The sequence below is a fragment of the Pseudomonas sp. fls2-241-R2A-110 genome (assembly GCF_030209165.1).
Classification (GTDB): domain Bacteria; phylum Pseudomonadota; class Gammaproteobacteria; order Pseudomonadales; family Pseudomonadaceae; genus Aquipseudomonas.
The window spans coordinates 181,323-207,844 of the sequence record NZ_JARVSN010000010.1; the positions used below are offsets into that span (position 1 = coordinate 181,323).

23 protein-coding genes are annotated in these 26,522 nt (G+C 59.0%); 11 read left to right on the forward strand and 12 right to left on the reverse strand.

The window, feature by feature from the left end:
• The first annotated feature begins 113 nt into the window (after positions 1 to 113).
• Both zigA and QRN31_RS09070 read left to right on the forward strand, forming a co-directional pair.
• Positions 114 to 1,322 carry a zinc metallochaperone GTPase ZigA gene (zigA, locus tag QRN31_RS09065; RefSeq protein ID WP_285431556.1) on the forward strand — a complete coding sequence of 403 codons (1,209 nt, stop codon included), beginning with the start codon at positions 114 to 116 and terminating at the stop codon, positions 1,320 to 1,322.
• Positions 1,322 to 1,972, forward strand: a complete 651-nt coding sequence (locus tag QRN31_RS09070; RefSeq protein ID WP_285431558.1) for a DUF1826 domain-containing protein — start codon at positions 1,322 to 1,324, stop codon at positions 1,970 to 1,972. The genes zigA and QRN31_RS09070 overlap by 1 nt, the downstream gene beginning before the upstream one ends.
• Here the strand turns inward: QRN31_RS09070 and QRN31_RS09075 are convergent.
• Positions 1,969 to 2,325 (reverse strand): NADH:ubiquinone oxidoreductase, encoded by a 357-nt coding sequence (locus tag QRN31_RS09075; RefSeq protein WP_285431559.1) that lies wholly within the window; start codon positions 2,323 to 2,325, stop codon positions 1,969 to 1,971. The genes QRN31_RS09070 and QRN31_RS09075 overlap by 4 nt on opposite strands.
• Positions 2,326 to 2,352: 27 nt before the next feature.
• Between QRN31_RS09075 and QRN31_RS09080 the strand changes: the two genes are divergently transcribed.
• Positions 2,353 to 3,318, forward strand: a complete 966-nt coding sequence (locus tag QRN31_RS09080) for a CobW family GTP-binding protein (protein WP_285431561.1) — start codon at positions 2,353 to 2,355, stop codon at positions 3,316 to 3,318.
• Here the strand turns inward: QRN31_RS09080 and QRN31_RS09085 are convergent.
• On the reverse strand, positions 3,315 to 3,728 hold the full coding sequence (locus tag QRN31_RS09085) for a DUF3301 domain-containing protein (RefSeq protein ID WP_285431563.1): 414 nt from the start codon (positions 3,726 to 3,728) through the stop codon (positions 3,315 to 3,317). The genes QRN31_RS09080 and QRN31_RS09085 overlap by 4 nt on opposite strands.
• A 120-nt stretch (positions 3,729 to 3,848) precedes the next feature.
• Here QRN31_RS09085 and pdxY point away from each other — a divergent pair, with 120 nt between their 5' ends.
• Positions 3,849 to 4,721, forward strand: coding sequence for a pyridoxal kinase PdxY (pdxY, locus tag QRN31_RS09090; RefSeq protein ID WP_285431564.1), 873 nt, complete (start codon positions 3,849 to 3,851; stop codon positions 4,719 to 4,721).
• Between the two features lie 113 nt (positions 4,722 to 4,834).
• Here pdxY and QRN31_RS09095 read toward each other — a convergent pair whose 3' ends face one another.
• Positions 4,835 to 5,317, reverse strand: coding sequence for an acyl-CoA thioesterase (locus QRN31_RS09095; RefSeq protein ID WP_208670802.1), 483 nt, complete (start codon positions 5,315 to 5,317; stop codon positions 4,835 to 4,837).
• 202 nt (positions 5,318 to 5,519) lie between these two features.
• Between QRN31_RS09095 and QRN31_RS09100 the strand changes: the two genes are divergently transcribed.
• Positions 5,520 to 7,283: a cation:proton antiporter gene (locus QRN31_RS09100; protein WP_285431566.1), complete on the forward strand. Its 1,764-nt coding sequence runs from the start codon at positions 5,520 to 5,522 to the stop codon at positions 7,281 to 7,283.
• Positions 7,284 to 7,301: 18 nt separating this feature from the next.
• Here the strand turns inward: QRN31_RS09100 and QRN31_RS09105 are convergent, their stop codons facing one another.
• From QRN31_RS09105 to uvrD, 4 genes are all read right to left on the reverse strand, one after another.
• Complete coding sequence (locus QRN31_RS09105) at positions 7,302 to 7,709, reverse strand: SMI1/KNR4 family protein (protein ID WP_008073570.1); 408 nt, start codon at positions 7,707 to 7,709, stop codon at positions 7,302 to 7,304.
• 138 nt (positions 7,710 to 7,847) lie between these two features.
• Positions 7,848 to 8,720 carry a Tim44 domain-containing protein gene (locus QRN31_RS09110; protein ID WP_285431570.1) on the reverse strand — a complete coding sequence of 291 codons (873 nt, stop codon included), beginning with the start codon at positions 8,718 to 8,720 and terminating at the stop codon, positions 7,848 to 7,850.
• Positions 8,721 to 8,898: 178 nt separating this feature from the next.
• Positions 8,899 to 9,339: an EamA family transporter gene (locus tag QRN31_RS09115; RefSeq protein WP_285431571.1), complete on the reverse strand. Its 441-nt coding sequence runs from the start codon at positions 9,337 to 9,339 to the stop codon at positions 8,899 to 8,901.
• 153 nt (positions 9,340 to 9,492) lie between these two features.
• Complete coding sequence (gene uvrD / locus QRN31_RS09120; RefSeq protein WP_285431572.1) at positions 9,493 to 11,676, reverse strand: DNA helicase II; 2,184 nt, start codon at positions 11,674 to 11,676, stop codon at positions 9,493 to 9,495.
• A 258-nt stretch (positions 11,677 to 11,934) separates the two neighbouring features.
• Between uvrD and QRN31_RS09125 the strand changes: the two genes are divergently transcribed.
• From QRN31_RS09125 to QRN31_RS09135, 3 genes are all read left to right on the forward strand, one after another.
• Positions 11,935 to 14,805 (forward strand): EAL domain-containing protein, encoded by a 2,871-nt coding sequence (locus tag QRN31_RS09125; protein ID WP_285431573.1) that lies wholly within the window; start codon positions 11,935 to 11,937, stop codon positions 14,803 to 14,805.
• Between the two features lie 166 nt (positions 14,806 to 14,971).
• Positions 14,972 to 15,838 carry a transcriptional regulator HexR gene (gene hexR, locus QRN31_RS09130; RefSeq protein WP_008027445.1) on the forward strand — a complete coding sequence of 289 codons (867 nt, stop codon included), beginning with the start codon at positions 14,972 to 14,974 and terminating at the stop codon, positions 15,836 to 15,838.
• 216 nt (positions 15,839 to 16,054) lie between these two features.
• On the forward strand, positions 16,055 to 16,267 hold the full coding sequence (locus QRN31_RS09135; protein WP_090177774.1) for a PA3496 family putative envelope integrity protein: 213 nt from the start codon (positions 16,055 to 16,057) through the stop codon (positions 16,265 to 16,267).
• On the opposite strand, the gene QRN31_RS09140 is transcribed toward QRN31_RS09135, so the two are convergent.
• Positions 16,209 to 17,171 (reverse strand): LysR family transcriptional regulator, encoded by a 963-nt coding sequence (locus QRN31_RS09140; RefSeq protein WP_285431576.1) that lies wholly within the window; start codon positions 17,169 to 17,171, stop codon positions 16,209 to 16,211. The genes QRN31_RS09135 and QRN31_RS09140 overlap by 59 nt on opposite strands.
• 190 nt (positions 17,172 to 17,361) lie before the next feature.
• Here QRN31_RS09140 and QRN31_RS09145 point away from each other — a divergent pair, with 190 nt between their 5' ends.
• Together QRN31_RS09145 and oadA are read left to right on the forward strand one after the other, a co-directional pair.
• Positions 17,362 to 18,777 carry an acetyl-CoA carboxylase biotin carboxylase subunit gene (locus QRN31_RS09145; protein WP_033059614.1) on the forward strand — a complete coding sequence of 472 codons (1,416 nt, stop codon included), beginning with the start codon at positions 17,362 to 17,364 and terminating at the stop codon, positions 18,775 to 18,777.
• Between the two features lie 11 nt (positions 18,778 to 18,788).
• A complete protein-coding gene (gene oadA / locus QRN31_RS09150; RefSeq protein ID WP_285431578.1) occupies positions 18,789 to 20,612 on the forward strand; it encodes a sodium-extruding oxaloacetate decarboxylase subunit alpha in 1,824 nt (607 codons plus the stop codon).
• A gap of 76 nt (positions 20,613 to 20,688) precedes the next feature.
• On the opposite strand, the gene QRN31_RS09155 is transcribed toward oadA, so the two are convergent.
• The 3 genes from QRN31_RS09155 to QRN31_RS09165 all read right to left on the reverse strand — a co-directional run bounded on the left by QRN31_RS09155 (position 20,689) and on the right by QRN31_RS09165 (position 24,804).
• A complete protein-coding gene (locus QRN31_RS09155; protein ID WP_285431757.1) occupies positions 20,689 to 22,908 on the reverse strand; it encodes an autotransporter outer membrane beta-barrel domain-containing protein in 2,220 nt (739 codons plus the stop codon).
• A 241-nt stretch (positions 22,909 to 23,149) separates the two neighbouring features.
• Positions 23,150 to 23,986 carry an amino acid ABC transporter permease gene (locus QRN31_RS09160; RefSeq protein ID WP_285431579.1) on the reverse strand — a complete coding sequence of 279 codons (837 nt, stop codon included), beginning with the start codon at positions 23,984 to 23,986 and terminating at the stop codon, positions 23,150 to 23,152.
• A complete protein-coding gene (locus tag QRN31_RS09165) occupies positions 23,983 to 24,804 on the reverse strand; it encodes an ABC transporter substrate-binding protein (protein ID WP_285431580.1) in 822 nt (273 codons plus the stop codon). Before QRN31_RS09165 ends, QRN31_RS09160 begins: the two co-directional genes overlap by 4 nt.
• A 112-nt stretch (positions 24,805 to 24,916) precedes the next feature.
• Here QRN31_RS09165 and QRN31_RS09170 point away from each other — a divergent pair, with 112 nt between their 5' ends.
• Positions 24,917 to 25,816, forward strand: a complete 900-nt coding sequence (locus QRN31_RS09170) for a homocysteine S-methyltransferase family protein (RefSeq protein ID WP_285431582.1) — start codon at positions 24,917 to 24,919, stop codon at positions 25,814 to 25,816.
• Between the two features lie 34 nt (positions 25,817 to 25,850).
• On the opposite strand, the gene QRN31_RS09175 is transcribed toward QRN31_RS09170, so the two are convergent.
• Positions 25,851 to 26,522: a GNAT family N-acetyltransferase gene (locus tag QRN31_RS09175; protein WP_285431584.1), complete on the reverse strand. Its 672-nt coding sequence runs from the start codon at positions 26,520 to 26,522 to the stop codon at positions 25,851 to 25,853.

Below are 26,522 nucleotides of genomic sequence, written 5' to 3' on the forward strand. Positions count from 1 at the left end.
ATCGGTCCCTTTATCGTCATGAGCAAGAGGAAACTGGTCAGACTGAATTGTTATACTATAACATCAAATCAAGCCCGAGACTGCGACCGGGCATCCCTTGTGAGGAATCCCTGATGCCCAATCGTCTCCCCGTCACCGTCCTGTCGGGCTTTCTCGGTGCCGGTAAAAGCACGCTGCTCAATTACGTACTGCGTAACCGCGAGAACTTGCGCGTTGCTGTGATCGTCAACGATATGAGCGAGATCAACATCGATGGCAGTGAAGTCCAGCGCGATGTCAGTCTGAACCGCGCCGAGGAAAAACTCGTCGAGATGAGCAACGGCTGTATTTGCTGCACTTTGCGCGAGGACTTGCTCGAAGAAGTCAGCAAACTCGCCCGGGACGGTCGTTTTGATTACCTGTTGATCGAATCCACCGGCATTTCCGAGCCGCTGCCCGTGGCGGAAACCTTCACGTTTCGGGATGAAGAGGGGCAAAGCCTCGCTGACATCGCGCGCCTGGACACCATGGTCACTGTGGTCGATGGCATGAACTTCCTGCTCGACTATCAGGCCGCTGAAAGCCTCGCCTCTCGCGGCGAAACGTTGGGCGAAGAAGATGACCGGTCGATCACTGATCTGCTGATCGAGCAGATTGAATTCGCCGATGTGATCCTCATCAGCAAGATCGATTTGATCAGCAGCAGCGAGCGCCAGGAGTTGATTGCGATCCTTGAGCGCCTCAATGCCCAGGCCGAAATCATTCCGATGGTCATGGGTGAGATTCCTCTGGAAAAGATCCTCGACACAGGCCGCTTCGACTTTGACAAGGCCGCTCTGGCACCCGGCTGGCTGCAAGAGTTGCGGGGCGAACATGTGCCGGAAACCGAGGAATATGGCATCGCCTCGACGGCTTATCGCGCGCGTCGGCCGTTTCATCCGCAGCGCTTTTTCAGCTTCATCGACCGTCCGTGGGTGAATGGTAAATTGCTGCGCTCCAAAGGTTTCTTCTGGCTGGCCAGCAAGCACATGGATGCCGGCAGTTGGTCCCAGGCTGGTGGCTTGATGCGCCATGGTTTCGCTGGACGCTGGTGGCGCTTCGTGCCGAAAAACCAGTGGCCGCAAGACGAAGAAAGCACCGCCGCGATCATGCAAAACTGGACTGGCGCCACCGGCGATTGCCGCCAGGAATTGGTTTTCATCGGCCAGAACATCGACTTCGCACAACTTACCGTCGAGCTCGATAGCTGCCTGCTGACTGACGATGAAATGGCTTTGGGCGTCGAAGGCTGGCGATTACTCGCCGATCCGTTTGGCCCGTGGCACGAAGAGGTTGCGGCCTGATGTTGGCGCCCAGTCCGAAGCGGCAAACGATCGTTCAACAGGTTCAGGGTGAAACGCCACAGACACTCACCCGAATTCTCGAAGACGGCGTCAATCTCGCCGTCTGGAAACGCCAGATCCCCGTGCACATCGGCGATTTCGCCTGCTTGCTACTGTCCTTGAACGAGCCGCTGGCCGAGTCGCTGGTGCTGGAAATGCCCAATGATGAAACCGAGCCCAATCTGCATGGCCTGGCCGCAGGTTTCGGCGATCTCGAGGGGTATGAGGGTTTTATCGCCGACGTGTCCTGGCTGGTCAGCGCGTTCTCTTGCCTGTTGGGCGCCAAGCGCATTGGCTTGCGCGTACGGATTCTGGACAAGGCCATGTGCCCGCGCTTTCACGTCGATCATGTGCCGGTGCGATTGATCAGCGCCTACGCTGGCATTGGCAGTCAGTGGCTGAAAGAAGGGGTAATGGATCGTCGTCAATTGGGCAAGCCTGAGGCCGAACCTCTGGAAGATTCGCTGATCGAGCAAATTGCCAACGGCGAAGTGGCTTTGCTTAAAGGCGAGAAATGGCACGGCAATGAAGGTTTCGGTTTGATCCACCGTTCGCCGCAACCCGCGCCAGGCGAACGCCGTCTGATTCTGACCCTGGATTGGCTGGGTTAAGGCTTGAGCCAGGTGCCCTGGCTCTGGGATTCGCAGAACGGCTTTAGATACGCCGCGTCGGTGGCCACGCCGTAATAGTGAATATCCTGGCGGTAAGGCATATTGGCGACCTGGGCGTTGCTGCACACGCCAAAAGCGCCGGTGGGGCATTGGTCGACGTACTGCACCTCGACTTTCTGACCCGGTAGGTTCGGCTGGCAGAAGCCGTCTGCGAAGAGCTTTTCCGGGATGTTGCGGTTCTGCTGGCAGACTTTTACGTCGAGTCGCTCAGCTGTGCTATGTACCACGCAAGCCTGCGCTAGCGCCTCACCGGAACAGAGCGCCAAGAGCAACGATAATCCCGTCAACCGCATCCATTACCTCCCAAGAAAATAACGACCATGTTGCAGAACATTCCCACTCACGTCATTGCCGGCCCTTTGGGTGCCGGCAAGACCAGCCTGATCAAACACCTGCTGCTACAGCGGCCGATCGGTGAGCGCTGGGCGGTGTTGATCAATGAGTTTGGCCAGATCGGCCTCGACGCTGCGCTCCTGACCCAGGACGCCGATGGTATCGCACTGGGCGAAGTGGCCGGAGGCTGTTTGTGTTGCGTGAACGGTGCGCCGTTTCAAATCGGACTCGGGCGGTTGTTGCGCAAGGCGCGGCCGGATCGGCTGTTCATCGAACCCTCAGGCCTGGGGCATCCGGCGCAGTTGCTTCGCCAGTTGAGCGAGGCTCCGTGGGCGGGCGTATTGGCGGTTCAGCCGAGTGTTCTGGTGCTGGATGCCCAAGCCCTTGCCGTTGGCAAGCCGCTGCCGGATTCGCAGGAGGCCGCGCTGGGGAGCGCTGGTTTGTTGTTGCTGAACAAGTCTGAAGGCCTGGACGGCAATGATCGTCAGCGAATCGCCGAGCAGTTGCCTGATCGCAAGGTGTATTGGACGCAACTGGCTCAATTGCCGTTGAACGAATTGCCGGGTTACAGGGTTCAGGCGGTGGCGGGTGTGGATAACTTCATCGTACCCAAAGGATTGGCGCAGATGCCGGCGATCTGGACCGATCCAGCACTGCCGATATGCTTGAGCCAGCAACAGGAAGGCCTCTGGAGCATTGGCTGGCGCTGGCATCCGAGCCAGACGTTCGATGCCGCGCGCGTTGGAAAATGGCTCCACAGCCTTGCCTGGCGGCGGGCCAAGCTGATTATCCACAGCGTCGATGGCTGGGTTTCGGCCAATGCGCTGGATAACTCGCCATTGCAATGGCAGCCCAGCGAATGGCGTCAGGATTCGCGTCTCGAGCTGATTTTCAGTGAGCCGCAGGACATTGATTCACTGCAAAGCGCCTTGGCCGACTGTCGGTCGGATTAAGGACGCCATTTGGTGTGTTCCTGGCGCCACTGGCTCATCTCGATCACTTCAGCGCGCGGCTTCACGACGTCGACCACCGCTGGCGTGTCATCCAAGGGCATCGGGTACGGCGCCAGTTCGATCTGTGCGCTGTGGGCGCCGAATTGGGTGATGGTGCCGTTGTGGCGGGTTTCACCGGTCACGGTGAACTCAAAGTTATACACACGGGCCAGACGTCGGCGGCCGTTGGCGTCTTTGATGAACGCGATTTTTTTCAAGGCGACGTTGCCGTCCAGCAGCTCGACACCGAGCTTGGCGCAATGTTGCTTGACCCGCTCCAGCGCACGTTCGCGCAAGCCGTGGTTGTGCCACAGCCAAGCGCCACCGGTGGCGAGCAGCATCAGCACGAAGATATTTCCGAGGGTCAGCATCAACGGGTTGCTCCAACAAGGTAGTGCCAGCTTAACTGTGTCGCCGGTCTGTCGTACAGGCTGTGTTTAGTCGCATACTGCGTAGCTCGAATTTCAATCGTTTGACGGAAAAATCACCGCATGAAACGTACGCCCCATCTGCTCGCCATTCAGTCCCACGTGGTGTTTGGTCACGCTGGCAACAGCGCTGCGGTCTTCCCAATGCAGCGGGTTGGGGTAAACGTCTGGCCGCTTAATACGGTGCAGTTCTCCAACCACACCCAGTATGGGCAATGGACCGGTGAAGTGCTGGCACCTCACCAGATTCCCGATTTGATCGAAGGCATCGCGGCGATTGGCGAGCTGGGCAATTGTGATGCGGTCCTGTCCGGTTACCTCGGCAGCGCCGCCCAAGGCCGGGCGATCCTGACCGGCGTAGCGCGGATCAAGTCGGTGAACCCCAAGGCGCTGTATATGTGCGACCCGGTCATGGGCCATCCGGAGAAGGGTTGCAGCGTGCCGGGTGAGGTCAGTGATTTCCTGCTGGAGGAAGCAGCATCGGTGGCGGACTTCATGTGCCCGAATCAGCTGGAGCTGGACAGCTTCTCGGGGCGCAAGCCGCAGTCACTGTTCGATTGCCTGGCAATGGCGCGAGCGCTCCTGGCACGCGGGCCGAAGGCTATCCTGGTCAAGCATCTGGACTATCCCGGTAAAGCGGCGGATGGCTTTGAGATGTTGCTGGTGACGGCAGAAGGCAGCTGGCACCTGCGCCGCCCGCTGCTGGCGTTTCCGCGACAACCGGTGGGCGTTGGTGATTTGACTTCCGGGCTGTTCCTGGCCCGGGTGCTGTTGGGCGACAGTCTGGTGGCGGCCTTCGAATTCACCGCGGCGGCAGTGCACGAAGTGCTGCTGGAAACCCAGGCCTGCGCCAGCTACGAGCTGGAACTGGTGCGGGCGCAGGACCGGATTGCGCATCCACGGGTCAAGTTCGAAGCGACCGCGATCAGCCTCTGATCTGCGTTGACCGCCATCGCGAGCAAGCTCGCTCCCACATTGATCGGGTTGTTCACAAACCCCCTTTGAGAGCGAGCTTGCTCGCGATGGCTATCTGACGTTAACCGCAAGCCTCAAGCATCGCCCTTGATTTCCTGATAGCGCTTTTCCAGTTCCTGACGGATCTGGCGGCGTTGCTGTGCCTGGATGAAGCGGCGTTTGTCTTCACTGTTCTGAGGCTGCAGCGGCGGCACTGAAGCCGGTTTACGGTCGTCATCCACCGCCACCATGGTGAAGAAGCAGCTATTGGTGTGGCGCACCGAGCGCTCGCGAATGTTCTCCGTCACCACCTTGATGCCCACTTCCATGGACGTGTTGCCGGTGTAGTTGACCGATGCCAGAAAGGTCACCAATTCGCCGACATGAATCGGCTCGCGGAAAATCACCTGATCCACCGACAAGGTCACCACGTAGCGGCCGGCATAACGGCTGGCGCAGGCGTAGGCCACTTCGTCTAGGTATTTGAGCAGGGTGCCACCGTGGACATTGCCAGAGAAATTGGCCATGTCGGGAGTCATCAATACCGTCATCGACAGCTGGGCGTTTCCGGGTTCCATAGCGTTCTCACGGTTCAAGGCAGAATTTCGGAAGGGCGGCGCCTCTATGGGGGCCTGGTAGGTTTTTTCAAACCACAGTTATCGGGACGCCGGGCGGGTGATCGCCGTCACGCCGGATCGATCTGTTTCCATATATTGCACCGCCTTTCTGGCGGAAGTCGCGGTGTTACCCTCCAAAAGTCCACCTCAAGGAGCCCACACCATGCATGCCATCAGTTTTATTCAGGATCTGGCGGTGATCATGTTGGTCGCGGGCGTGGTAACCGTGCTGTTCCATCGGTTCAAGCAGCCAGTGGTGTTGGGCTACATCGTCGCCGGCTTCATCATCGGCCCGCACACACCGCCGTTCGGCCTGATTCACGACGAAGAAACCATCAAGACCCTCGCCGAACTCGGAGTGATTTTCCTGATGTTCTGCCTGGGCCTGGAGTTCAGTCTGCGAAAGCTGTTCAAGGTCGGTGCCACGGCGTTTATCGCGGCGTTTCTCGAAATTGTGCTGATGATCTGGATCGGTTACGAAATCGGCCGTTGGTTCGACTGGAACACCATGGATTCATTGTTCCTGGGCGCGATCCTGGCGATTTCCTCGACCACCATCATCGTCAAGGCGCTCAACGACCTGAAGATGAAGAACGAGCGCTTTGCGCAATTGATCTTCGGCGTGCTCATCGTCGAGGACATCCTCGGCATCGGCATCATTGCCTTGCTGTCGAGCATCGCCGTCAGCGGCACGGTCAGCTCCGGCGAAGTGTTTTCCACGGTGGGCAAGCTCTCGCTGTTCATGATCGTTGCACTGGTGATCGGTATCCTGCTGGTGCCTCGGCTGTTGGCTTATGTGGCGAAATTCGACAGTAATGAAATGCTGCTGATCACGGTCCTCGGGCTATGTTTCGGCTTCTGCCTGCTGGTGGTGAAACTCGAATACAGCATGGTCCTGGGCGCGTTCCTGATTGGCGCGATCATGGCCGAGTCCCGCCAATTGCTGAAAATTGAGCGTTTGATCGAGCCGGTTCGCGACTTGTTCAGTGCGATTTTCTTTGTCGCCATCGGGCTGATGCTTGATCCGATGATCCTGTTGCAATACGCCTGGCCGATCGCCGTGATAACTGTGGCGGTGGTACTGGGCAAGATGCTGTCCTGCGGTCTTGGTGCCTTTATCGCCGGCAATGACGGACGCACCTCTCTACGGGTCGGGATGGGTCTTTCGCAGATTGGCGAATTCTCCTTCATCATCGCCGCACTGGGCATGACCCTGCAGGTCACCAGCAACTTCCTGTACCCGGTCGCCGTGGCAGTTTCGGTGATTACCACGTTGCTGACACCGTATCTGATCCGCGCGGCTGATCCGCTGTCGATCAGGCTTGCCGCAGTGATGCCGCAGCGACTGGGTCGAGTGTTGGGAATGTATGGCGAGTGGTTGCGCAGCATTCAGCCTCAGGGCGAGGGCGCACTGCTGGCGTCGATGATTCGGCGGATTCTGTTGCAGGTGGGGGTCAATCTGGCGCTGGTGATTGCGATCTTCTTTTCAGGCGCGTTCTTCGCCGAACGGATGTCCACTTATTTGCAAGACTGGATCAGCGATTCGAGCTGGCAGAAGGCGTTGATCTGGGGTGGGGCGCTGCTGCTGTCGCTGCCGTTCCTGATCGCCGCCTATCGCAAGCTCAAGGCGCTGTCGATGTTGTTGGCGGAGATGGGCGTGAAGCCGGACGTGGCCGGCCGGCACACGCAGCGAGTGCGACGGGTGATCGCCGAAGTGATCCCGATCCTCTCGCTGCTGGTGATCTTCCTGCTGCTGGCAGCCTTGTCGGCCAGTATTCTGCCGACCAACAAGTTGCTGGTATTGATCGCCGTGGTCGCGGCCGCGGTGGCGGCCTTGCTCTGGCGTTGGTTCATTCGCGTGCACACGCGCATGCAGGTGGCCTTGCTCGAAACCCTGGACAACCACAAGGATTCATCCGGGCATTGACCCTGTGCCGCTGGTTACTCAGCTTTCCAGCCAGACGTCCCGCGCCCAGTGCCACACCGATTCCCAGGTTTCTTCGGCGAGCAGCTCTTCTTCTGCGAGCCACAACACTACGGTGCCGTCTTCTTCGACGAGGTAGTAGTTATCGCCGTCCTGGCAGATCGGGATCATGCTGCGGTCAACACCTGCGTCCCAGGCGTTGGCGGCAACGTCCGGCAGGTAGGTGTGGGATTGTGGATCGGTGACTGTCACCGGCTCCAGGCTGCCGTAGACCACATCGCTAACGGTCAGCAAGAACTCTCTGAAGACAAACGGGATGTCGATGAACAGTTGTTCCTCGATTTCTACGATCTGGTCTTCGTCTGGCAATTCCAAGGGGACCGGTACCGGTTCGTTGGCTTCACGCAGTTGTTCGATGATTTCTTCCACGTCCGGGATCCTCTTGCTTGATGGCGCGGTGTTTATATGGGGCGGTTTATACAGTAGCTCGCTATAGATGCAACTGCGAAATAGAAAACCCCGGACAAGTCCGGGGTTTTTATTACTGCCTGTTTAACGCAGAGGTGATCAGCCGTTCTGGCGGATACCAGCGACCAGCCAAGGCTGGTTCTCGCCTTGCGGACGTTCCATGTTCCAGCTTTCGCTGAACACTTCGCCCTGATCGAAACGTGAAGTCTTCGATACGCCGCTGAAGGTCAGGGTGGCGATGGTCTTGTCCGCACGGTCATCCACACCATCCAGTTGCACATGGAGGTTATCGATGTAGGTCGACTGGAAACCGTCGCCCAGGTCCGCGCGTTCGCGTTTGAGGAACTCCAGCATTTGCGGGGTCACGAACTCGGCGATCTTGTCCATTTCGTTGGCGTCCCAGTGCTGTTGCAGGGACTGGAAGTGGTTGCGGGCCGCTTCAATGAAGTTCTGTTCATTGAACCAGGCTGGAGCGTTGATTACCGGACGAGCGGCAGCAGGTGCTGGCGCGCCACCGAAGATCGAACCGCCAGCAGGCTTGTTCTCGAACACTTCACGCTGCATCGGTGCGTGGCCAGCCGGAGCCATGTGCTCCTGTTGCTTGCGACGACGGGCGGCGATGAAGCGGAAGATCAGGAAGGCGATGACCGCCATGATCAGGATGTCGAAAATCTGCATGCCCTGGAAGCCGCCGCCCATGAACATGGAGGCCAGCAGGCCGCCGGCTGCGATACCGGCCAGAGGGCCGAGCCAGCGCGAAGCACCGCCGGCCTTGGCCGCAGCGCCAGCGGCACCGGCAGCACCGGCGGTCGCCGCAGCGCCACCGGCAGCAGAAGAAGGGGCCATTTGGCTGGTCTGGTGGGTCGGCGCGGCGCCGACGCTTTTGCCGCCACCAAAGCGCTTGGCGTTGGCGTCGAGGCTCATCGTCAGGCCGATGCACAACGCCATGGCGATGCTAAGAAAACGTTTCATAAAGGGAATTCCCATTTGTGGATGGCACGCGCGCCATGTTGCACAGCGAATGTGTTACTGGCTAGCGGCAGAGTGTTTCGGGCTTTTGCCTGACAGCTTGTGTTCAGCTTCGGTCAGCGCAATAAGGCCTGTTAACTTTGGTCCGTAGGGTGAGTGGATAGTTTCTGTAGGACGATGCCTAGCGTCGCAACGCCAGCATGACCACGCCGGCTGTAATCAAGCCGATACCGCCCCATTGGCGCAGGTCGAGTTTTTCGCCCAGCAGGACCACGCTGAGCACCGCCACCAGCACCACGCTGAGTTTGTCCACCGGGGCGACCAATGAGGCCGGTCCCACTTTCAGTGCGCGGAAATAGCAGATCCACGAGGCACCGGTGGCCAATCCGGACAGCAGCAGAAACAGGTAGCTCCTGGCCGAGATCGATCCTAATGATTGATATTGGCCCGTGGCGTACAAAATCAAGGCCAGGCTGATGAGAACTACCACGGTGCGCAACAGGGTGGCGAAGTCGGAATTGACGTTTTCGATGCCAATCTTGGCGAATAGGGCGGTCATCGCAGCGAATGCCGCCGACATCAGGGCCCAGAATGTCCAAGAAGAAAAGAAACCTGAGCCCATGTTGTTGCGCCTTTCCTTTGTAGATAGATCGTTCCCACGTTCAGCGTGGTAACGCCGCCATGGACGCTCTGCGTCCCACTGTGACGCGGAGCGTCACGGGATGCATCCCACGCAGAGCGTGGGAACGATCAGACATAAGCTATTAAATAGCTTCTAAATAGCTTCCAGCTTCGCGTAACCCAACATCAGCCATTTGCTGCCTTCACTGAAGTTCACCTGCACCCGAGCTTGAGCCCCTGCGCCTTCGAAATTCAGGATCACGCCGTCGCCAAACACCGAATGCCGTACGGCCTGACCGAGGCTGAACCCGGTGTCCGGGATTTCACTACCGCCAAACAGGCTGCTGGAACTTTGTTGCTGACCGCCACCGAACGGACGGCTGACGCTGTTGGACAATCGCACTTCCTGGATCAGGCCCTTGGGCACTTCACGGACGAAACGCGAGACTTTGTTGTAGGTCTCGCTGCCGTACAGGCGTCGGGTTTCAGCATAGGTCATCACCAGGTTCTGCATCGCCCGGGTGATACCGACGTAGGCCAAACGACGTTCTTCTTCAAGGCGGCCGGGCTCTTCCAGGCTCATCTTGTGCGGGAACAGACCTTCTTCCATGCCCACCAGGAACACGTAAGGGAATTCCAGCCCTTTCGCACTGTGCAAGGTCATCAGCTGAATGCTGTCTTCATGCTCGTCGGCCTGAGTGTCTCCGGCCTCCAACGATGCGTGACCGAGGAACGCCGCCAATGGCGACAAGTCTTCGTCTTCTTCTGCGTTTTCGAAGTTGCGAGCGGCGCTGACCAGCTCCTCAAGGTTTTCTACCCGGGCCTGGCCTTTCTCGCCTTTTTCCGCTTCGTGGTAGGCAATCAACCCGGATTGCTCGATGACCGTCTGGGTCATCAAGTGCAGTGGCATGTCCATGCATTTGGCGGCGAGGGTCTCGATCAGCTCGATAAACGCCCCAAGCGCACCAGCTGCACGTCCGGTCAGGCCTTTATTGGCGACCAGCAAGCGCATGGCTTCCCACATCGACACATCGCTGTGGCGCGCATGATCTCGAATCGCTTCAACGGTTTTCTCGCCGATACCACGAGCCGGAACGTTAATCACCCGTTCCAGAGCTGCATCGTTGCCACGGCCTTCGAGCAAACGCAGGTAAGCCATGGCGTTCTTGATTTCCGCGCGTTCGAAGAAGCGCTGACCGCCATAGATGCGGTACGGAATGCGCTCGCGCAACAAGGCTTCTTCCAAAACGCGCGATTGGGCGTTGGAGCGGTACAAAATCGCGATATCACTGCGGGCCAAGCCGGTTTTCAGCGCGCTTTCAATGGTTTCCACCACATAGCGTGCTTCGTCATGTTCGTTGAACGCGGCGTACAAATTGATCGCTTCGCCTTCGCCGCCATCGGTCCACAGCTCTTTGCCCATGCGCCCGGTGTTGTTGGCGATCAGGGCGTTGGCAGCCTTGAGAATGCCGGCGGTGGAGCGGTAGTTCTGCTCCAGACGAATAGTCTCGGCATCCGGGAAATCGTCCGAATACTGATAGATGTTCTCGATCTTCGCGCCACGCCAGCCGTAGATCGACTGATCGTCGTCGCCCACCACCATCAGGCTGTCGCCGCCCTTGGCCAGCAGGCGCAACCAGGCGTACTGCACGGCGTTGGTGTCCTGGAACTCGTCCACCAGAATGTGCCGGAAGCGCTTCTGATAATGGGCAAGCAACCCAGGGTGATCGCGCCACAGGTCGAGTGCGCGCAGCAGGAGTTCGGAGAAATCGATCACGCCCGCTCGCAGGCACGCGGCCTCGTAGGCCTCATAGATGCTGCGCATGGTCGCCAGGAACAAGTCGCCGCTGGCTTGAATGTGTTGAGGGCGCAGACCTTCGTCTTTCTGCCCGTTGATGAACCACTGGGCCTGACGGGCCGGCCAGCGTTGTTCGTCCAGGCCCAGCTCGCGGATCACCCGCTTGACCAGCCGTTGCTGGTCATCACTGTCCAGAATCTGGAACGTCTGGCTCAGGCCGGCTTCCTGCCAATGCGCCCGCAACAAACGGTGCGCCAGGCCGTGGAAGGTGCCGACCCACATGCCGGCCGGGTTGATACCCATCAGCTGCTCGATGCGATGACGCATCTCGGCAGCGGCCTTATTGGTGAAGGTCACCGACAGGATCGAGTGGGGCGAGGCGTTCTCGACCTGGATCAACCAGGCGATACGGTGCACCAGCACTCGGGTTTTACCGGAACCAGCACCGGCCAGGACCAACTGACGACCCACGCGGGCAGCTACGGCCTGGCGTTGGGCATCGTTGAGGGAGTTCAGCAGAAGGGAGAGATCATCGCGCATCGGGGCATTCTAGGGTGCGCCGCCACACCGGGCAAACCGAGCTTTGCATTAGCCGATGAAAGAAGCATGGATGACGACCGGTCGGTCACTTGCTGCAGGCGTTGGCGGGGCTCGCTTCAAGGGTTTTCAGCGGGTGACGGGGGGCTGACGTTTTGTTGTATTTATGATCTGGAGCAGTTTGGTAAGGGCATTGGCTTGTGTATGCTCCGTCCACGTTTCGGGCTCATGCTCATCATTATAAGAACAAGAACATTGCCTATGACCCTCAGCTCCGACCTGTCGGGCCCCTCTGTGGAGCCCCGGGTTATCCGTAAACAGTACGCCATGGAAATGGCGGTCGAGCGCACACGCCTGCTTTACCAGGGTTCCCTGCTGCCTACGCTGTTCATGCTGATCAACGGTCTGGTCTGCGCCGCCTTGCTCTGGAGTCCGCAGCGCTACTTCCTGGTCAGTGTCTGGTTGGTCTGGCTGTTGTCGCTGGTGGCCTTGCGCGTGATTCAAGTCGCGGCCTTTGATTCAGCCATTCCCAACCGTCAGGCGCATCCGGTCTGGCGTCGCATGTTCCTGCTGGGTTCTGCCATGACTGGCCTGACCCTGGCTGGCGCCGGTATCGCTTTGGTGCCCGCGGACAATTTCATCCAGCAAGCCTGGGTGTTCGGCCTGATCGGCGCCGCCGCACTGTCGGCCAGCGTGGCCTATGCAGTCAGCCTTCCGGCGTTCCTGTCCTTTACCTTGCCTTGTCTGTTGCCGGCCATTGCCTACCTGTTCTGGGGCGGCGATGAGCAGGAGCACGGATGGGGCTGGTTCGGATTGATATTGTTGGGCGCGCTGAGCGTGGTTGCCTGGCAGGTCAATCGACTCATCGACAACGGTTTGCTGCGACGTTTCCAGAATCAAGCCTTGATCGAACATTTGCAGCAGGCCCAGAGCTGCGGAGACCAGCTCAATCACGAATTGGCCAAAGAGATCGATCAGCGTCGGTGTGCCGAGGACAAATTGCGCGAAGCCCAGGTCGAGCTGGAAAACCGCGTTGCCCAGCGCAGCCTTGAACTGGACGCTGCCAACCAGGCCTTGAGCAAGAGCGAAGCACGATTGGCGTTGGCGCTGAAGGCCAGTGAGCTTGGCTTGTGGGACTGGAACCTGCAAACCGATGAAGTCCATCACACCCAGCTTCAGGAGTTGTTTGGCCTGGCGCCGGAATTCGTGACCGCGATGCTCAGCCACCTCAAGCCGCGCCTGCATCCAGAGGACTTGCCGGCGCTTCGACGTGCCCTGGTCGAACATTTGAAAGGCCGCAGCGAGGATTACCAGATCGAATACCGCGTTCGGCATGGCGACGGCCATTGGGTCTGGATCGAGGACCGTGGCCGTGCGGTTGAGCGCAGCGAAAGCGGTCGGGTGATCCGCATGGTCGGCACCCGACGTGACATCAGCGCGAGCAAGGGCCAGGAAGAACAGCGCCAACTGGCGGCGACGGTGTTCGAGGCGGCCAGCGAAGGCATCGTGATTTTCGACCCCAATTACGCGTTGATCGCGATTAACCAGGCCTTCAGTCGTGTCACCGGTTACGACATCGAAGACATGCTCGGACGTAACGTTGTCGAGTTACCGTGCAGTCGGGATGCCCGCCGGCACTATAGCGCCATCCATCAGGCCCTGGAGCAGCACGGCACCTGGCAGGGTGAGTTGGTAGAGACGCGCAAGAACGGCGAGCTCTACCCGCAGTGGCTGCAACTTAACGCCGTGCGCGATGCGCGGGGAAATGTGAGTCATATTGTCGGCTTCTTCGCTGATTTGTCGGCCCGGCGCGAATCAGAAGAGCGCATGCGCTACCTGACTCACTACGACGAACTGACCGGCCTGGCCAACCGTTCGTTGTTCCGTGAACGGCTGCGAGACGCTCATCAGCGGGTGCGCCAGGGCGGACGTCGAAGTCTGGCGCTGCTGCACATCAACCTGGATCGTTTCAAGCTGCTCAACGCCAGTCTCGGCCATGAAGTCGCCGACCAGCTTCTGCAAAAAATGGCCCGTCGATTGGTCAATGCGCTGCCAGAAGCGGACACCATCGCCCGACTTTCCGGTGACGAGTTTGCAGTGCTGTTCGATGCCTATGGCAACCTGTCGAGCCTGGCGCGGGTGGCGACCCGCTTGTGCGCCAAACTGCGTTTGCCGATTACTGTCGACGGGCATGAACTGGTGGTCAGCGCGTCCATGGGCATCAGCATGTTGCCGGACAACGCCCGGGAAATTTCCGCGCTGGTCAGCCAATCCAACATTGCCATGCAACATGCCAAGCACTTGGGCGGCAACAACTTCCAGTTCTATACCGAAAGCCTGCAGGCCAGCACGCTCGAACGTCTGCAGCTGGAAAACCAGCTGCGCAAAGCCGTCGAAGAAAAGCAGCTGCAAGTCTATTACCAACCAAAACTCTGCCTCGCCACGGGCCGCCTGAATGCCGCGGAAGCGCTGGTGCGTTGGGACCACCCGACCATGGGCCGGGTGCCGCCGGGGGAGTTCATCGGTCTGGCCGAGGAAACCGGGTTGATCGGCCCAATCGGCGAGTTCGTCTTGCGCCAAGCCTGTTGGCAGGCCTGCGAATGGCAGCGCCAGGGGCTTGAGCCGATTCGCGTGTCGGTCAATTTGTCGGTGCATCAATTGCGCCAGGGCAAGCTGGTCAGCCTGGTGCGGCAGGTGCTGGAAGAAACCGGTCTGGCGCCGCATTGCCTGGAGCTCGAACTGACCGAAAGCCAGTTGCTCGACAGCGTCGAACACATCATCGCGACATTCCAGCAGTTGCGTGACCTGGGCGTGAAACTGGCGATTGACGATTTCGGCACCGGGTATTCTTCCCTGAGTTACCTCAAACGTATTCCAGTGGATTACGTGAAGATCGATCAGGCGTTCATTCGCGGTCTGGGGCAGGGCAGCGAAGATGCGGCGATCACTCGGGCAATCATTGCCATGGCGCATGGCTTGTCACTGAAGGTCGTGGCTGAGGGCGTGGAGCGGGCAGAGCAGCTGGAGTTTTTGAAAGCCGAGCACTGTGATGAAGTGCAGGGTTATTTGATCAGCCGCCCAGTAGAGGCTGATGACTTGGCCGCACTGTTGCGCCTTGACACGGCACTGTAAGAGCTTGCGGCAACTGCCAAAGGGTCCCGAAGGGCTACATGGAGCGCATGTGGCGTGGAATGGGGACATCGAGTTACGCATTGAGCAGGCAAAAAGCCGATTCATGTAGTATAACTACAAACTTGCTACATCCCCGGCACCTGCCAATAACAAAGAGTCCAGCCCTTTGAATCTGCTGCAACACATCGCCCAGTCACGCCACCTCTTACGCAAGTCGGAGCTCAAGGTCGCCGACCACGTGCTGCTTGATCCTGCGGCGGTGATGCACAGCTCCATGGCCGACCTGGCCCACAGCGTGGGCATCAGCGAGCCGACCATCGTGCGCTTCTGCCGTGCCATCGGTTGCTCGGGTTTCCAGGACTTGAAACTGAAGCTGGCGCAAAGCCTTGCGGCGGGCGCGAGCTTCGGCCAGTTCGCCATCCATGAAGACGATTCGGTCGCCGACTACAGCCTGAAAATCTTCGACACCACCCTGCACACCCTGATGGAGGTTCGCGAGAAGCTCGATCCGGTGGAATTGCAACGGGCCGTGTCGCTGATGTCCCAGGCCCAGCGCGTCGAATTCTATGGTTTTGGTGCTTCGGGTGCAGTGGCGGCGGATGCCCAGCACAAATTCTTCCGCTTGCTGCTGACGGCGGCGGCGTACTCCGATCCGCACATGCAGGCGATGTCGGCGGTGACGTTGAAGCCGACCGACGTGGCGATCTGCATTTCCCAGTCCGGTCGTTCCAAGGATCTGTTGATCACCGCTAACCTGGTGCGCGAAAGCGGCGCCTCGCTGATCACTTTATGCCCGAGCCAGACACCGTTGGCCGAGCTGTCGACCGTCAACCTGGCGATCGATGTGCACGAAGACACCGAAATCTACACCCCGCTGACGTCGCGCATTGCCCACCTGGTGGTGATCGACGTGTTGGCGATGGGCGTGGCCATGGCGCGCGGGCCGAGCTTGGTCAATCACCTCAAGAGCGTCAAGCGCAGCCTTCGCAGCTTGCGGCTGTCGCCAAAGTCGGTGAAAGCCCTCGACGACTGACGTCGTCGTAAGGTCGTTCCGACCTTAATCGCGAGCGGGCTCGCTCCCACATTTGACCGCGTTCTCCTGCCGAACGCTGTTCTCCTGTGTGCGAGCCTGCTCGCGATGGCGTCTTCGAGAGCACCGAAGATTCACATCCCTGTAATCCCTTCGCCGCCAAACCGTCATCCCCTGCGCCTATCTTGAAACTCCCGTAATCGCCTTGGGAGACTCGAAATGGCCCAGCCCTACGAAGAACGCAACAGCGCCGTCAAAACCCGTCGTCAGCAGGAAGATCAGCGCCGCATGGAGTTCCGTCGCGCTATCGAAGATCGCTGCGAACGCCGTCAGCTGCTGGCCGAGATCGGCGATCTTCCCGCCGATCTGGAACTCAACTACTGGCAGGCAGCTCCCGCAATTTCCCGTCGAAGCGCTCAACCAACGCGCTGATCTGCACCCGTTCGCTGCGGATAAACGCAAGGAATGCGTGGGCCACCGGCGACAGCCGTTTGGCCTTGGCCTGTACCAGGCACCAGCTGCGATACAGCGGCAGTTCTTCGACCGGCAGCTCGATCAATCCGCCGGTCGCCAACTCAAGGTTCAGGGCGTGGCGCGTCAACAGCGCGACGCCCAGACCCGCCAGTACACATTCACGCTGGGCTTCAGCCGAGGAAACCTCCTGCGTCTGGTTGAAGTGCACACGCTTTTCCTTGAAATATTCTTCGCACGCCAATCGCGTTCCTGAGCCGGGTTCGCGCAGCAACAACGTGTAAGGTTCAAGGTCCTGCAAGCGCAGAGGCCCCATGTGGCACAGCGGATGATCCGGCGGTGCCACGGCCACGATCGGGTTGTTGAGGAACGGCAGAAACTCCAGCCCCATGTCCTGCGGCACCATGGACATGATCACCAGGTCGTCGCGGTTATCAGACAGTCGACGGATTACCTGTCCTCGGTTGACCACCGTCAGTTGCAAATTCACTTCCGGATGCTGGCGCTTGAATGCGGCAAACAAGTGCGGCACGAAATACTTGGCGCTGGACTCGACCGCCAGTTTCAACTGACCCTGCAGCGAACCCTGCATATCCGAAAGCTGCATATCGAGGTTTTCCAGGCGTCCGAAAATGTCCCGACTGGCTCGCTGTAGTGCTTCTGCCGCCTCCGTCATGTAGAGTTTTTTGCCAACATAGTCGAACAGAGGCTGGCCAATCAGCTCTTCGAGTTGACGAATCTGTAGGCTGACGGCCGGTTGTGTGAGGGACATTTCGTCGGCCGCACGGCTGTAGGACCTCAAATCACAGACTTCATTGAAAATCTGCAATTGACGCAATGTCATACGCATCAAGGACTTACGCATTTTTTGTAGTCTCTGCTCGCAGGCTGATGACTCAACTATAAGTCTTTACTTATGCCTAACCCAATTATTAATCATTTTTGTTAATCCCTTGTGGGGGCTAGTGTGGGGCTGCGACTAAATTGAAACATTTAGTCACGCGTCGACCTGGTCTAGCAGGTTGTGGGTACCACCGGCTCAAGGGAACCTCCAAGTGATAAAAAAGATCCTGATCGCCAACCGTGGTGAGATTGCCGTACGAATCGTGCGTGCCTGCGCCGAGATGGGCATTCGCTCGGTCGCGATTTATTCCGACGCCGACCGCCATGCCTTGCATGTGAAGCGCGCGGATGAGGCCCACAGCATTGGTGCCGAGCCATTGGCTGGTTACCTGAATGCACGCAAGCTGGTGAATCTGGCGGTAGAGACCGGTTGCGATGCGCTGCACCCCGGCTATGGATTCCTTTCGGAAAACGCCGAGCTGGCAGACATCTGCGCCGAGCGCGGTATCAAATTCATTGGTCCATCGGCTGAAGTTATTCGCCGCATGGGCGACAAGACCGAAGCACGCCGCAGCATGATCAAGGCGGGCGTACCGGTCACTCCAGGCACCGAAGGCAACGTCGCGGATATCGAGGAAGCCTTGGTCGAAGGCGACCGTATCGGTTATCCGGTGATGCTCAAGGCGACTTCCGGTGGTGGTGGCCGCGGTATCCGTCGCTGCGACAGCCGTGAAGAACTTGAACAGGCTTTCCCCCGAGTGATTTCCGAAGCCACGAAGGCCTTCGGTTCCGCGGAAGTGTTCCTGGAAAAGTGCATCGTCAATCCGAAACACATCGAAGCGCAGATCCTCGGCGACAGCTTTGGCAACGTGGTGCACCTGTTCGAGCGTGATTGCTCGATCCAGCGCCGCAACCAGAAGCTCATCGAAATCGCCCCGAGCCCGCAACTGACCCCGGAACAGCGCGCCTATATCGGCGACCTGTCGGTGCGTGCAGCCAAGGCCGTGGGTTATGAGAACGCCGGCACCGTGGAGTTCCTGCTCGCCGAGGGCGAGGTGTACTTCATGGAGATGAACACCCGGGTCCAGGTGGAGCACACCATCACCGAAGAAATCACCGGCATCGACATTGTGCGTGAGCAGATCCGCATTGCGTCCGGCCTGCCGCTTTCGGTGAAACAGGAAGACATTCAGCACCGCGGTTTCGCGTTGCAATTCCGGATTAACGCCGAAGACCCGAAAAACAACTTCCTGCCGAGCTTCGGCAAGATCACCCGCTACTACGCCCCTGGCGGCCCTGGCGTACGTACCGACACGGCGATCTACACCGGCTACACCATTCCGCCGTTCTACGATTCGATGTGCCTGAAACTGGTGGTGTGGGCGTTGACCTGGGAAGAAGCGATGGACCGTGGCTTGCGCGCCCTCGACGACATGCGTCTGCAAGGGGTCAAGACCACCGCCGCGTACTACCAGGAAATCCTGCGTAACCCGGAATTCCGTAGCGGCCAGTTCAATACCAGCTTCGTTGAAAGCCACCCTGAACTGACCAACTACTCGATCAAGCGCAAACCCGAAGAGCTGGCCCTGGCCATCGCCGCCGCCATCGCCGCCCACGCAGGCCTGTGAGGAAAAGAACAATGAGCAACTCTCAACCTACAAAGCGTATCCACGTAACCGACACGGTCCTGCGCGACGCCCATCAATCGCTGCTCGCCACCCGCATGCGCACCGAAGACATGCTGCCGATCTGCGACAAGCTCGATAAAGTCGGCTACTGGTCGCTGGAATGCTGGGGCGGCGCGACCTTCGACGCCTGCGTACGCTTTCTGAAAGAAGATCCGTGGGAGCGCCTGCGCCAGCTGCGCGCTGCGCTGCCTAACACGCGTTTGCAGATGCTCCTGCGTGGCCAGAACCTGCTGGGCTACCGCCACTACAGCGATGATGTGGTCAGAGCCTTCGTCGCCAAGGCCGCCGTCAATGGCATCGACGTGTTCCGCATCTTCGACGCGATGAACGACGTGCGTAACCTGCGCGTGGCCATCGAAGCCGTGAAAGCCGCTGGCAAACACGCTCAGGGCACCATCGCTTACACCACCAGCCCGGTGCACACCATTGAGGCCTTTGTGGCTCAAGCCAAGCAAATGGAAGCCATGGGTTGCGACTCGGTCGCGATCAAGGACATGGCTGGCTTACTGACGCCGTACGCCACCGGCGAACTGGTCAAGGCATTGAAGTCCGAGCAATCGCTGCCGGTCTTCATCCACTCCCACGACACGGCTGGCCTGGCCACAATGTGCCAACTCAAGGCCATCGAAAACGGTGCTGATCATATCGACACCGCTATTTCCAGCATGGCCTCGGGCACCAGCCACCCCGGCACTGAGTCGATGGTTGCCGCCCTTAAAGGCACCGAGTTCGACACCGGTCTGAATCTGGAACTGCTCCAGGAGATCGGCCTGTACTTCTACGCCGTGCGCAAGAAGTACCACCAGTTCGAAAGCGAATTCACCGCCGTCGACACCCGCGTTCAAGTCAACCAGGTACCGGGCGGGATGATCTCCAACCTGGCCAACCAGTTGAAAGAGCAGGGCGCACTGAACCGTATGGGCGAAGTGCTGGCCGAAATCCCGCGCGTCCGTGAGGACCTCGGCTTCCCGCCGCTGGTGACCCCGACTTCGCAGATCGTCGGCACCCAGGCGTTCTTCAACGTGCTGGCCGGCGAGCGCTACAAGACCATCACCAACGAAGTGAAGCTTTACCTGCAAGGCGGCTACGGTAAAGCGCCGGGCACCGTGAACGAGAAATTGCGTCGCCAGGCGATCGGCAGCGAAGAGGTGATCGACGTCCGTCCAGCTGACCTGCTCAAGCCTGAAATGGCCAAGCTGCGCGCTGAAATCGGTGCCGTGGCCAAGTCTGAAGAAGACGTGCTGACCTACGCCATGTTCCCGGACATCGGCCGTAAGTTCCTCGAAGAACGCGCTGCCGGCACCCTGACTCCAGAAGTGCTGTTGCCGATTCCCGAAGCGGGCGGCGTGGCCTCGGTCGGCGGCGAAGGCGTGCCGACCGAATTCGTCATCGACGTCCACGGCGAAACCTACCGCGTCGACATCACCGGTGTTGGCGTGAAGGCCGAAGGCAAGCGTCACTTCTACCTGTCCATCGACGGCATGCCGGAAGAAGTGGTGTTCGAGCCGCTCAACGAATTCGTCAGCGGCGGCAGCAGCAAGCGCAAGCAAGCCACTGCACCGGGCCACGTCAGCACCACCATGCCGGGCAACATCGTCGACGTGCTGGTCAAGGAAGGCGACACCGTGAAAGCAGGGCAAGCCGTGCTGATCACCGAAGCGATGAAGATGGAAACCGAAGTCCAATCGGCCATCGCCGGCAAAGTCACCGCCATCCACGTGGCCAAGGGCGACCGGGTGAATCCGGGCGAAATCTTGATCGAGATCGAAGGCTGAGTTAACAGCCTCGATTGACCGCTTTAAACCTCGGGGGGGCATGTGCTCCCCTTTTTTTTTCGCCCGGATTTACGGCTTAGAAACTCATCCGCCATTGACCTGTTACGCCATGGTTTCGGCTGTCGGTGCCGAACTCACCATTAAGGCCGACGCCGAGCGTATGGTTAGCCGACAGCCCAAGGTCCAGCGCTGCATCGACCAGCAAGCTGTCCCGATCCAGTGGTGCACCGTGAACGCTGTAGTTTTTTCCGCCTGTTACCAATCGCTGACGGGTATCGCTGTAGAGGTCTCCGTAAGTGTGCTTCCAGCCGGCACTGAATCGCGGGGTCAGTTGCATGCCGTTATCCAGGGTGTTGAGCTTCGCCAGCCGCAAGCCGAATGTGCTGTTCAGGTTGTTTTGAGTCTGGCCCTGGACCTTCAATGCGGCGGCGCCACCTTTTTCGGTGTAGCCGTCACGCTGATAGCGTTGGTAACCCAGGCTGGCGAACGGTTCGATGCTGACGTTGGCACGACCCAGGTTGTAGCCCACTTCAGCGAAGGCCTGTTGGGTGCTGGCATCGTAGCGGCCTTGCGGACGGTCGCTGAAACCGTTGAAGGCAACACGGCGTTTGGTGCTGCCATCGTGATTGCTGTAGGTCGCGCCCAGGCGTAGCGCCACAGGACCGTTCTGGCGCTGGGCGTAGGCACCCAGATGCCAGCTGTCGAGATCGCCGTCGAGATCACGGCTGTCCAGGCGAGTGTCGGATTTGCCGGCCATCACGCCGATACGCCATTGCTCATCGATGCGCCAATCGGCGCCCATCACCAAGCCTTGGGTGGAATGTTTCAGAGGGTCGTTGTCGCGATCCAGCGTTCCGCCGTGACCTAGTGCTTGCAGCCAGATTCTGCTGTTTTGTTCACTGCCTGCTGCTACACGCGGCGAGTTCTTCTGGTTGCCGGAGCCTGCCGCGCTGTCCATTTGGCGCATGGCCGAGAGCAGGGTTGAGCTGATCGGGCTGTCGCTGTTGAGGGTTGCCTTCGCGAGGTTGGCGTTGTTGCTGCCGGCCAGTTGCTCGATTGCATGAGAGGCGGTTTGTATATCGGCGCCGAGCAGCGCGACGACAGCGGCATTGGTGGGCGTGGCGGGTTGTGCTGGCGAGGGGGCGGGGTTTGCTGCTGTCGCAGGAGCTGGGGCGGTGACAGGCGTATCAGCGCCTGTGGGTGGAGTCAGTGCGTCTGTGACGAGGGGCGCATTCTCAGGTGCAGTCTGTGCTTGCGGTATGTCGATCGGCTCCTCGATGCTTCGGGCGAGTTCTTCACCATTCTCGGTGATTGCGAAAGACTCGATAGGCACGTTGTTACGGGTAAGGATCAGATCGACTTTCTTCTCTTCGTATTCAACCTTGGGCGTTAAAAATGCAAGGTTATTGAGGACTTTTCCAAATTCCCCCTCGACTCTATCGGCTTCAAGGATGGTGTTTGCGCTGACGGTTGGATAGTCGCCCGGTGACGCAACGATGTTCAGCGTCGCGTCCCCCAGACTGGCAGTGCCGTCGACTACAACCGTTGCACTTTTGCGGTCGGCGTCGACCTCGTAGGTCAGCTCGGCCGTTTTGGAAAGCCTCAGATCGCCCGACACTGTCGGCGCACCGTGAATCTTGTCGACGGAGAAACGGCCGTTGACCTGCAAGGCCCCAACTCGACCATTGCCGGCAAAAACACCTTTTTCATCCACAAGGACCTCGCCCACGACAGTCCCCGAGTTGGTCAGGGTGCCACCTGATTGCACCGTTACGTTGCCCCAGATCTTGCCCGTGTTGACAAGAGAACCCTGGATCAACGCTCCTCCTTCGATACCCCCGTCATTGATGAGTGTTGCCCGGGAGCGCACCCATACACCCGTTTTGAAGTCATTTGGACTGTTCACGGTCCAGGTGCTTCGTTTGAGTTCCAGGCCTTCGAAGTTGCGACTCTCGCCCAGCGTGCCGCCACTTGCCGTATCAAGTTGCAGGAAATTGGTCCCGCCACGACCGTCAACAACGCCGGTAAGGGATCCTCGACCAGATACGGTGACAAGGTCGTTTCCTTCGCTGAAAGCCCGGTTAAATCCGTCTACTGCTCTGGTGATGGAAGTCTTGGTTGTGTCGGGGTGGTTGATAAAAGCCTCGAGCTGCGCGGTGAGCTGCTCCGGTGTTTCAGAAGAAGGAGTGCCGGCATTGACGACTGTCTGCTGGGCATATGAAAAATCAGTGCAACCCACTGCCAGCGCAATGGCCAGCGCCAAGTGATGTGGACGGTATCTGTGTTGAGCGAACATTGAGTTTTGCCTCTGTTGAAGGAGGAAAAACTCTAAAGTGAGCGCTTGATTGCCGATGTCAGGCGTTTCTGGTGGGTGTGCAGGTGGTGTCAAATAGTCGTGTCGAAAAGGGCGAGTCGCCGGGTAACAGCGGTTTTTTAGCCCGTCGAATCGACGACCTTTCTCACAACTCATCGAGACATTGCCGGCTATCGCAAAATCAGAAACTGATTTCTCGCTGCCCAATCACTTGGCGATACCCCTAGCTGCGTTGTAAATACGCCTTCCCGTAATGCCGCTCCATCCTCGCCTGAATCAGCTCCAGCCCAATCGACATCACCCAATAAATGATGGCTGCAGTCGTCAGCATCTCGATGTACCGATAGCTTGACCGTCCATACGACTGCGCCAAAAACATCACTTCCCAAACGCCCATCACCGAGATCAGTGACGAGTCCTTGAGCATGGAGATGAATTGATTGGTGGTCGGCGGAATGATGGTGCGCATCGCCTGGGGCAGGGTGACGCGCCAGAAAATCACGGTTTCGCGCATGCCCAGCGCCAGGGAGGCTTCGCGTTGGCCGTGGGGAACGCCGAGGATGCCGGCGCGGAAGATTTCGCTGAGGTAGGCGCCGTAGTTCAACGACAGGGCGATGATGCCAGCGGCGATGGCGCCTGGGACGATGCCCAGTTGTGGCAGGCCCAGGTAGATCAGCAAAATCTGGATCAGCAGCGGCGTGCCGCGAAAGAACGACGCGTAGAAACTTGCGATGCCGAAGGCCACGGCGCTTTTCGACAGTCGCGCCAGGGCGGTGATGAAACCCAGCAGTGACGACGTCACGATTGAGCACAGGCACAAAAACAGTGTCAGCGCCGCGCCTTGCAGGAAGCCGTTTGGCGCCAGGTGCAGGCCGATCAGGTTGGGCAGTTTGTCGAGGATGATCGAGAACTTCAGGTCGAAGCTCAGGAAGAAACTGGCGAACAAACCCAGCATCGCGGCCCAGGTCAGGTACAGCCGTGTGCGAAAGCCGAAAACTCGTTGCAGCCGGGATTCAGCCACCGGTTGCGGTGGCTGAGGAGGTGTCGGGAAAGAAGTCATTTGCTGATGTCGGCGCCGATCCATTTTTGCGAGAGCTTGCTCAGGGTGCCGTCCTGTTTCAGTTGCGCAAAGACTTCACGCACCTTGGCGTCCCACTGTGCATCGCCCTTTTCGATGGCGACCGAGTTGGGTTCCGAGTACAGCGGCTCGCCAGCCAGCTTGAAGCGCTTGTCTTCGGTCAGCCGTGGTTGCGCGGTAACGAGGTTGGTGAGGACCGCATCGAGTCGCACGCCAGTGCCCAGTGCCAAGTCCTGGAACGCTACGTTGTCGGTGTCATACGGTGCGATCTGCACATTTTCAAACGGATACTGCAACTGGGTGTCTTCGGCGCCTTCGATCACCAGGTTTTTGTTCAGATAGCTTTCGTAGCTGGAGGCGCTGGTCAGGCCGACTTTCTTGCCGCTCAGGTCTTTGGCGCTGTGGATACTGTCGTCCTTGGCGTTGACTACGATCACTGCTGGCGAAGCGTAGTACTCGACCGGGAAATCGAAAACTTCGGCGCGGGCCTTGCTCGGGGTCATGGAGCAGACGCAGATGTCGTAGCGCCCGCTCCAGCGGCCGGCGGCGATCACATCCCACGACGGGGTTTCGAGGCGCAGTTTGACGCCCAGTTTATCCGCCACGGCTTTGGCGACATCCACGTCGAAACCGGCGAGTTGGTTTTGCTCATTCAGAAACGAGAAGGGTGGATAACTCTCCATCAACACGCCCACGAGTTCTTTCTTTTGCTCGATGCGATCCAGCGTAGCGCCGCCAAAGGCTTGGGTGGAGGCAGCCAGAATCGTCAGGCCCAGGGCCAGTAGCGGTTGAATTTTCACAGTCGATCCCTGATAAAAAAATGGTTGTTATTAACCGGATGGTGCGTATTAAATAGTTATAAGGGAGACTCTGGTAGTGAGTTATTTTCATAAGCATATGAGAAAAAAGCATATGGACGCAGCGAATACAGTAATTCTGGATGGCGGCATGGGTCGTGAGTTGCAACGCCGAGGGGCGCCGTTCAGACAACCGGAATGGTCGGCACTGGCCTTGAGCGAAGCGCCGCAAGCGGTGGAAGCGGTGCATGCGGCTTATATCGACTCTGGTGCCGACGTGATCACCAGCAACAGCTATGCGGTGGTGCCGTTTCACATTGGCGAAGAGCGTTTTGCCGCTGAAGGTCAGGCCCTGGCAGCGCTCGCCGGTGAGTTGGCCCGACGTGCCGTCACTGCCTCGGGCAAGGCTGTACGGGTGGCGGGTTCATTACCGCCGCTGTTCGGTTCTTACCGCCCGGATCTGTTCGACGCTGCCCGGGTTAATGAATTGCTGGCTCCGCTGGTGACCGGGCTGGCACCGCATGTCGACCTGTGGCTGGCTGAAACCCAGAGCTCGATTGTCGAGGCGCGGGCGATTCACGCGGGTCTGCCGAAGGACGGCAAGCCGTTCTGGCTGTCGTTTACCTTGAAGGATGAAGACACGGACGAAGTGCCGCGTTTACGTTCCGGAGAACCGGTCGCTGAAGCGGCTGAAGTGGCTGCTGAGTTGGGTGTCGAGACGTTGCTGTTCAATTGCAGCCAGCCAGAAGTCATCGGCGCTGCGATTGATGCCGCGCGGGAAACCTTCGAGCGTTTGGGAGTGAAGATTCACATTGGCGCGTACGCCAATGCCTTCCCGCCGCAACCGAAGGAGGCCACCGCCAACGACGGTCTTGATCCGTTGCGCGAAGACCTCGATCCGCCCGGCTATCTGCACTGGGCGGCGGACTGGAAAGAACGCGGCGCCAGCCATTTGGGAGGCTGCTGTGGAATAGGGCCGGAGCACATCGCAGTGTTGGCCCAGAAACTCGCCTAAAGATCGTTCCCACGCAGAGCGTGGGAAACGCTCGTCAGGTGCGGCACTCGGCGAGAGTTTTCAGCTGCCCTGACTCTGTCTGATTCTCATCGCTCAACCAGCGCTCGAACCCGGCGCCAATCGCCGGCCATTCCGAATCCAGAATCGAGTACCACGCCGTGTCCCGGTTCTGTCCCTTGACCACCATATGCTGGCGGAACACACCTTCAAAACTGAACCCCAAGCGCTCCGCCGCGTACTTGGAGCGGGCGTTGCCGTTGTTGCACTTCCACTCAAGGCGTCGGTAACCCAGCGCGAAACACTCCTTGGCCAGCAAATAAATCGCCTCGGTACTTTTTGGCGAGCGCTGCATCGGCGCGCCGAAGGTTACATGGCCTATTTCGATGCGCCCCTGAGCAGGAACAATCGACATCAGACTGAGGATGCCCTGCACCTCACCACTGGCGCGGTCGATCACGCTGAAGAAATACGGGTCGCTGTTGGCCGCATGATTGTTCAGCCAGTCGTTGAACGCGCTGCGCTCAGGAAAAGGCCCGTACGGCAAATAGTCCCAGAGCTTCGGGTCTGAGCCCGGGCCTTGCAGGGCTTTCCACAAACCATCGGCGTGACGCGCCGGGTCGAGTTTCTCCAGGCGGATGAAACGCCCTTCGAGAATTTGGACCGATGGCGCCGGGACGCCTGTCCAGTTGGCGAGTGAAGTCGACAT

Bases quoted from the DNA above. Each gene is read 5' to 3' on its own strand.
- zigA (WP_285431556.1), top strand. From the start codon at position 114: ATGCCCAATCGTCTCCCCGTCACCGTCCTGTCGGGCTTTCTCGGTGCC.
- QRN31_RS09070 (WP_285431558.1), top strand. From the start codon at position 1,322: ATGTTGGCGCCCAGTCCGAAGCGGCAAACGATCGTTCAACAGGTTCAG.
- QRN31_RS09075 (WP_285431559.1), bottom strand. From the start codon at position 2,325: ATGCGGTTGACGGGATTATCGTTGCTCTTGGCGCTCTGTTCCGGTGAG.
- QRN31_RS09080 (WP_285431561.1), top strand. From the start codon at position 2,353: ATGTTGCAGAACATTCCCACTCACGTCATTGCCGGCCCTTTGGGTGCC.
- QRN31_RS09085 (WP_285431563.1), bottom strand. From the start codon at position 3,728: ATGCTGACCCTCGGAAATATCTTCGTGCTGATGCTGCTCGCCACCGGT.
- pdxY (WP_285431564.1), top strand. From the start codon at position 3,849: ATGAAACGTACGCCCCATCTGCTCGCCATTCAGTCCCACGTGGTGTTT.
- QRN31_RS09095 (WP_208670802.1), bottom strand. From the start codon at position 5,317: ATGGAACCCGGAAACGCCCAGCTGTCGATGACGGTATTGATGACTCCC.
- QRN31_RS09100 (WP_285431566.1), top strand. From the start codon at position 5,520: ATGCATGCCATCAGTTTTATTCAGGATCTGGCGGTGATCATGTTGGTC.
- QRN31_RS09110 (WP_285431570.1), bottom strand. From the start codon at position 8,720: ATGAAACGTTTTCTTAGCATCGCCATGGCGTTGTGCATCGGCCTGACG.
- QRN31_RS09115 (WP_285431571.1), bottom strand. From the start codon at position 9,339: ATGGGCTCAGGTTTCTTTTCTTCTTGGACATTCTGGGCCCTGATGTCG.
- uvrD (WP_285431572.1), bottom strand. From the start codon at position 11,676: ATGCGCGATGATCTCTCCCTTCTGCTGAACTCCCTCAACGATGCCCAA.
- QRN31_RS09125 (WP_285431573.1), top strand. From the start codon at position 11,935: ATGACCCTCAGCTCCGACCTGTCGGGCCCCTCTGTGGAGCCCCGGGTT.
- QRN31_RS09135 (WP_090177774.1), top strand. From the start codon at position 16,055: ATGGCCCAGCCCTACGAAGAACGCAACAGCGCCGTCAAAACCCGTCGT.
- QRN31_RS09140 (WP_285431576.1), bottom strand. From the start codon at position 17,171: ATGCGTAAGTCCTTGATGCGTATGACATTGCGTCAATTGCAGATTTTC.
- oadA (WP_285431578.1), top strand. From the start codon at position 18,789: ATGAGCAACTCTCAACCTACAAAGCGTATCCACGTAACCGACACGGTC.
- QRN31_RS09155 (WP_285431757.1), bottom strand. From the start codon at position 22,908: ATGTTCGCTCAACACAGATACCGTCCACATCACTTGGCGCTGGCCATT.
- QRN31_RS09160 (WP_285431579.1), bottom strand. From the start codon at position 23,986: ATGACTTCTTTCCCGACACCTCCTCAGCCACCGCAACCGGTGGCTGAA.
- QRN31_RS09170 (WP_285431582.1), top strand. From the start codon at position 24,917: ATGGACGCAGCGAATACAGTAATTCTGGATGGCGGCATGGGTCGTGAG.
- QRN31_RS09175 (WP_285431584.1), bottom strand. From the start codon at position 26,522: ATGTCGACTTCACTCGCCAACTGGACAGGCGTCCCGGCGCCATCGGTC.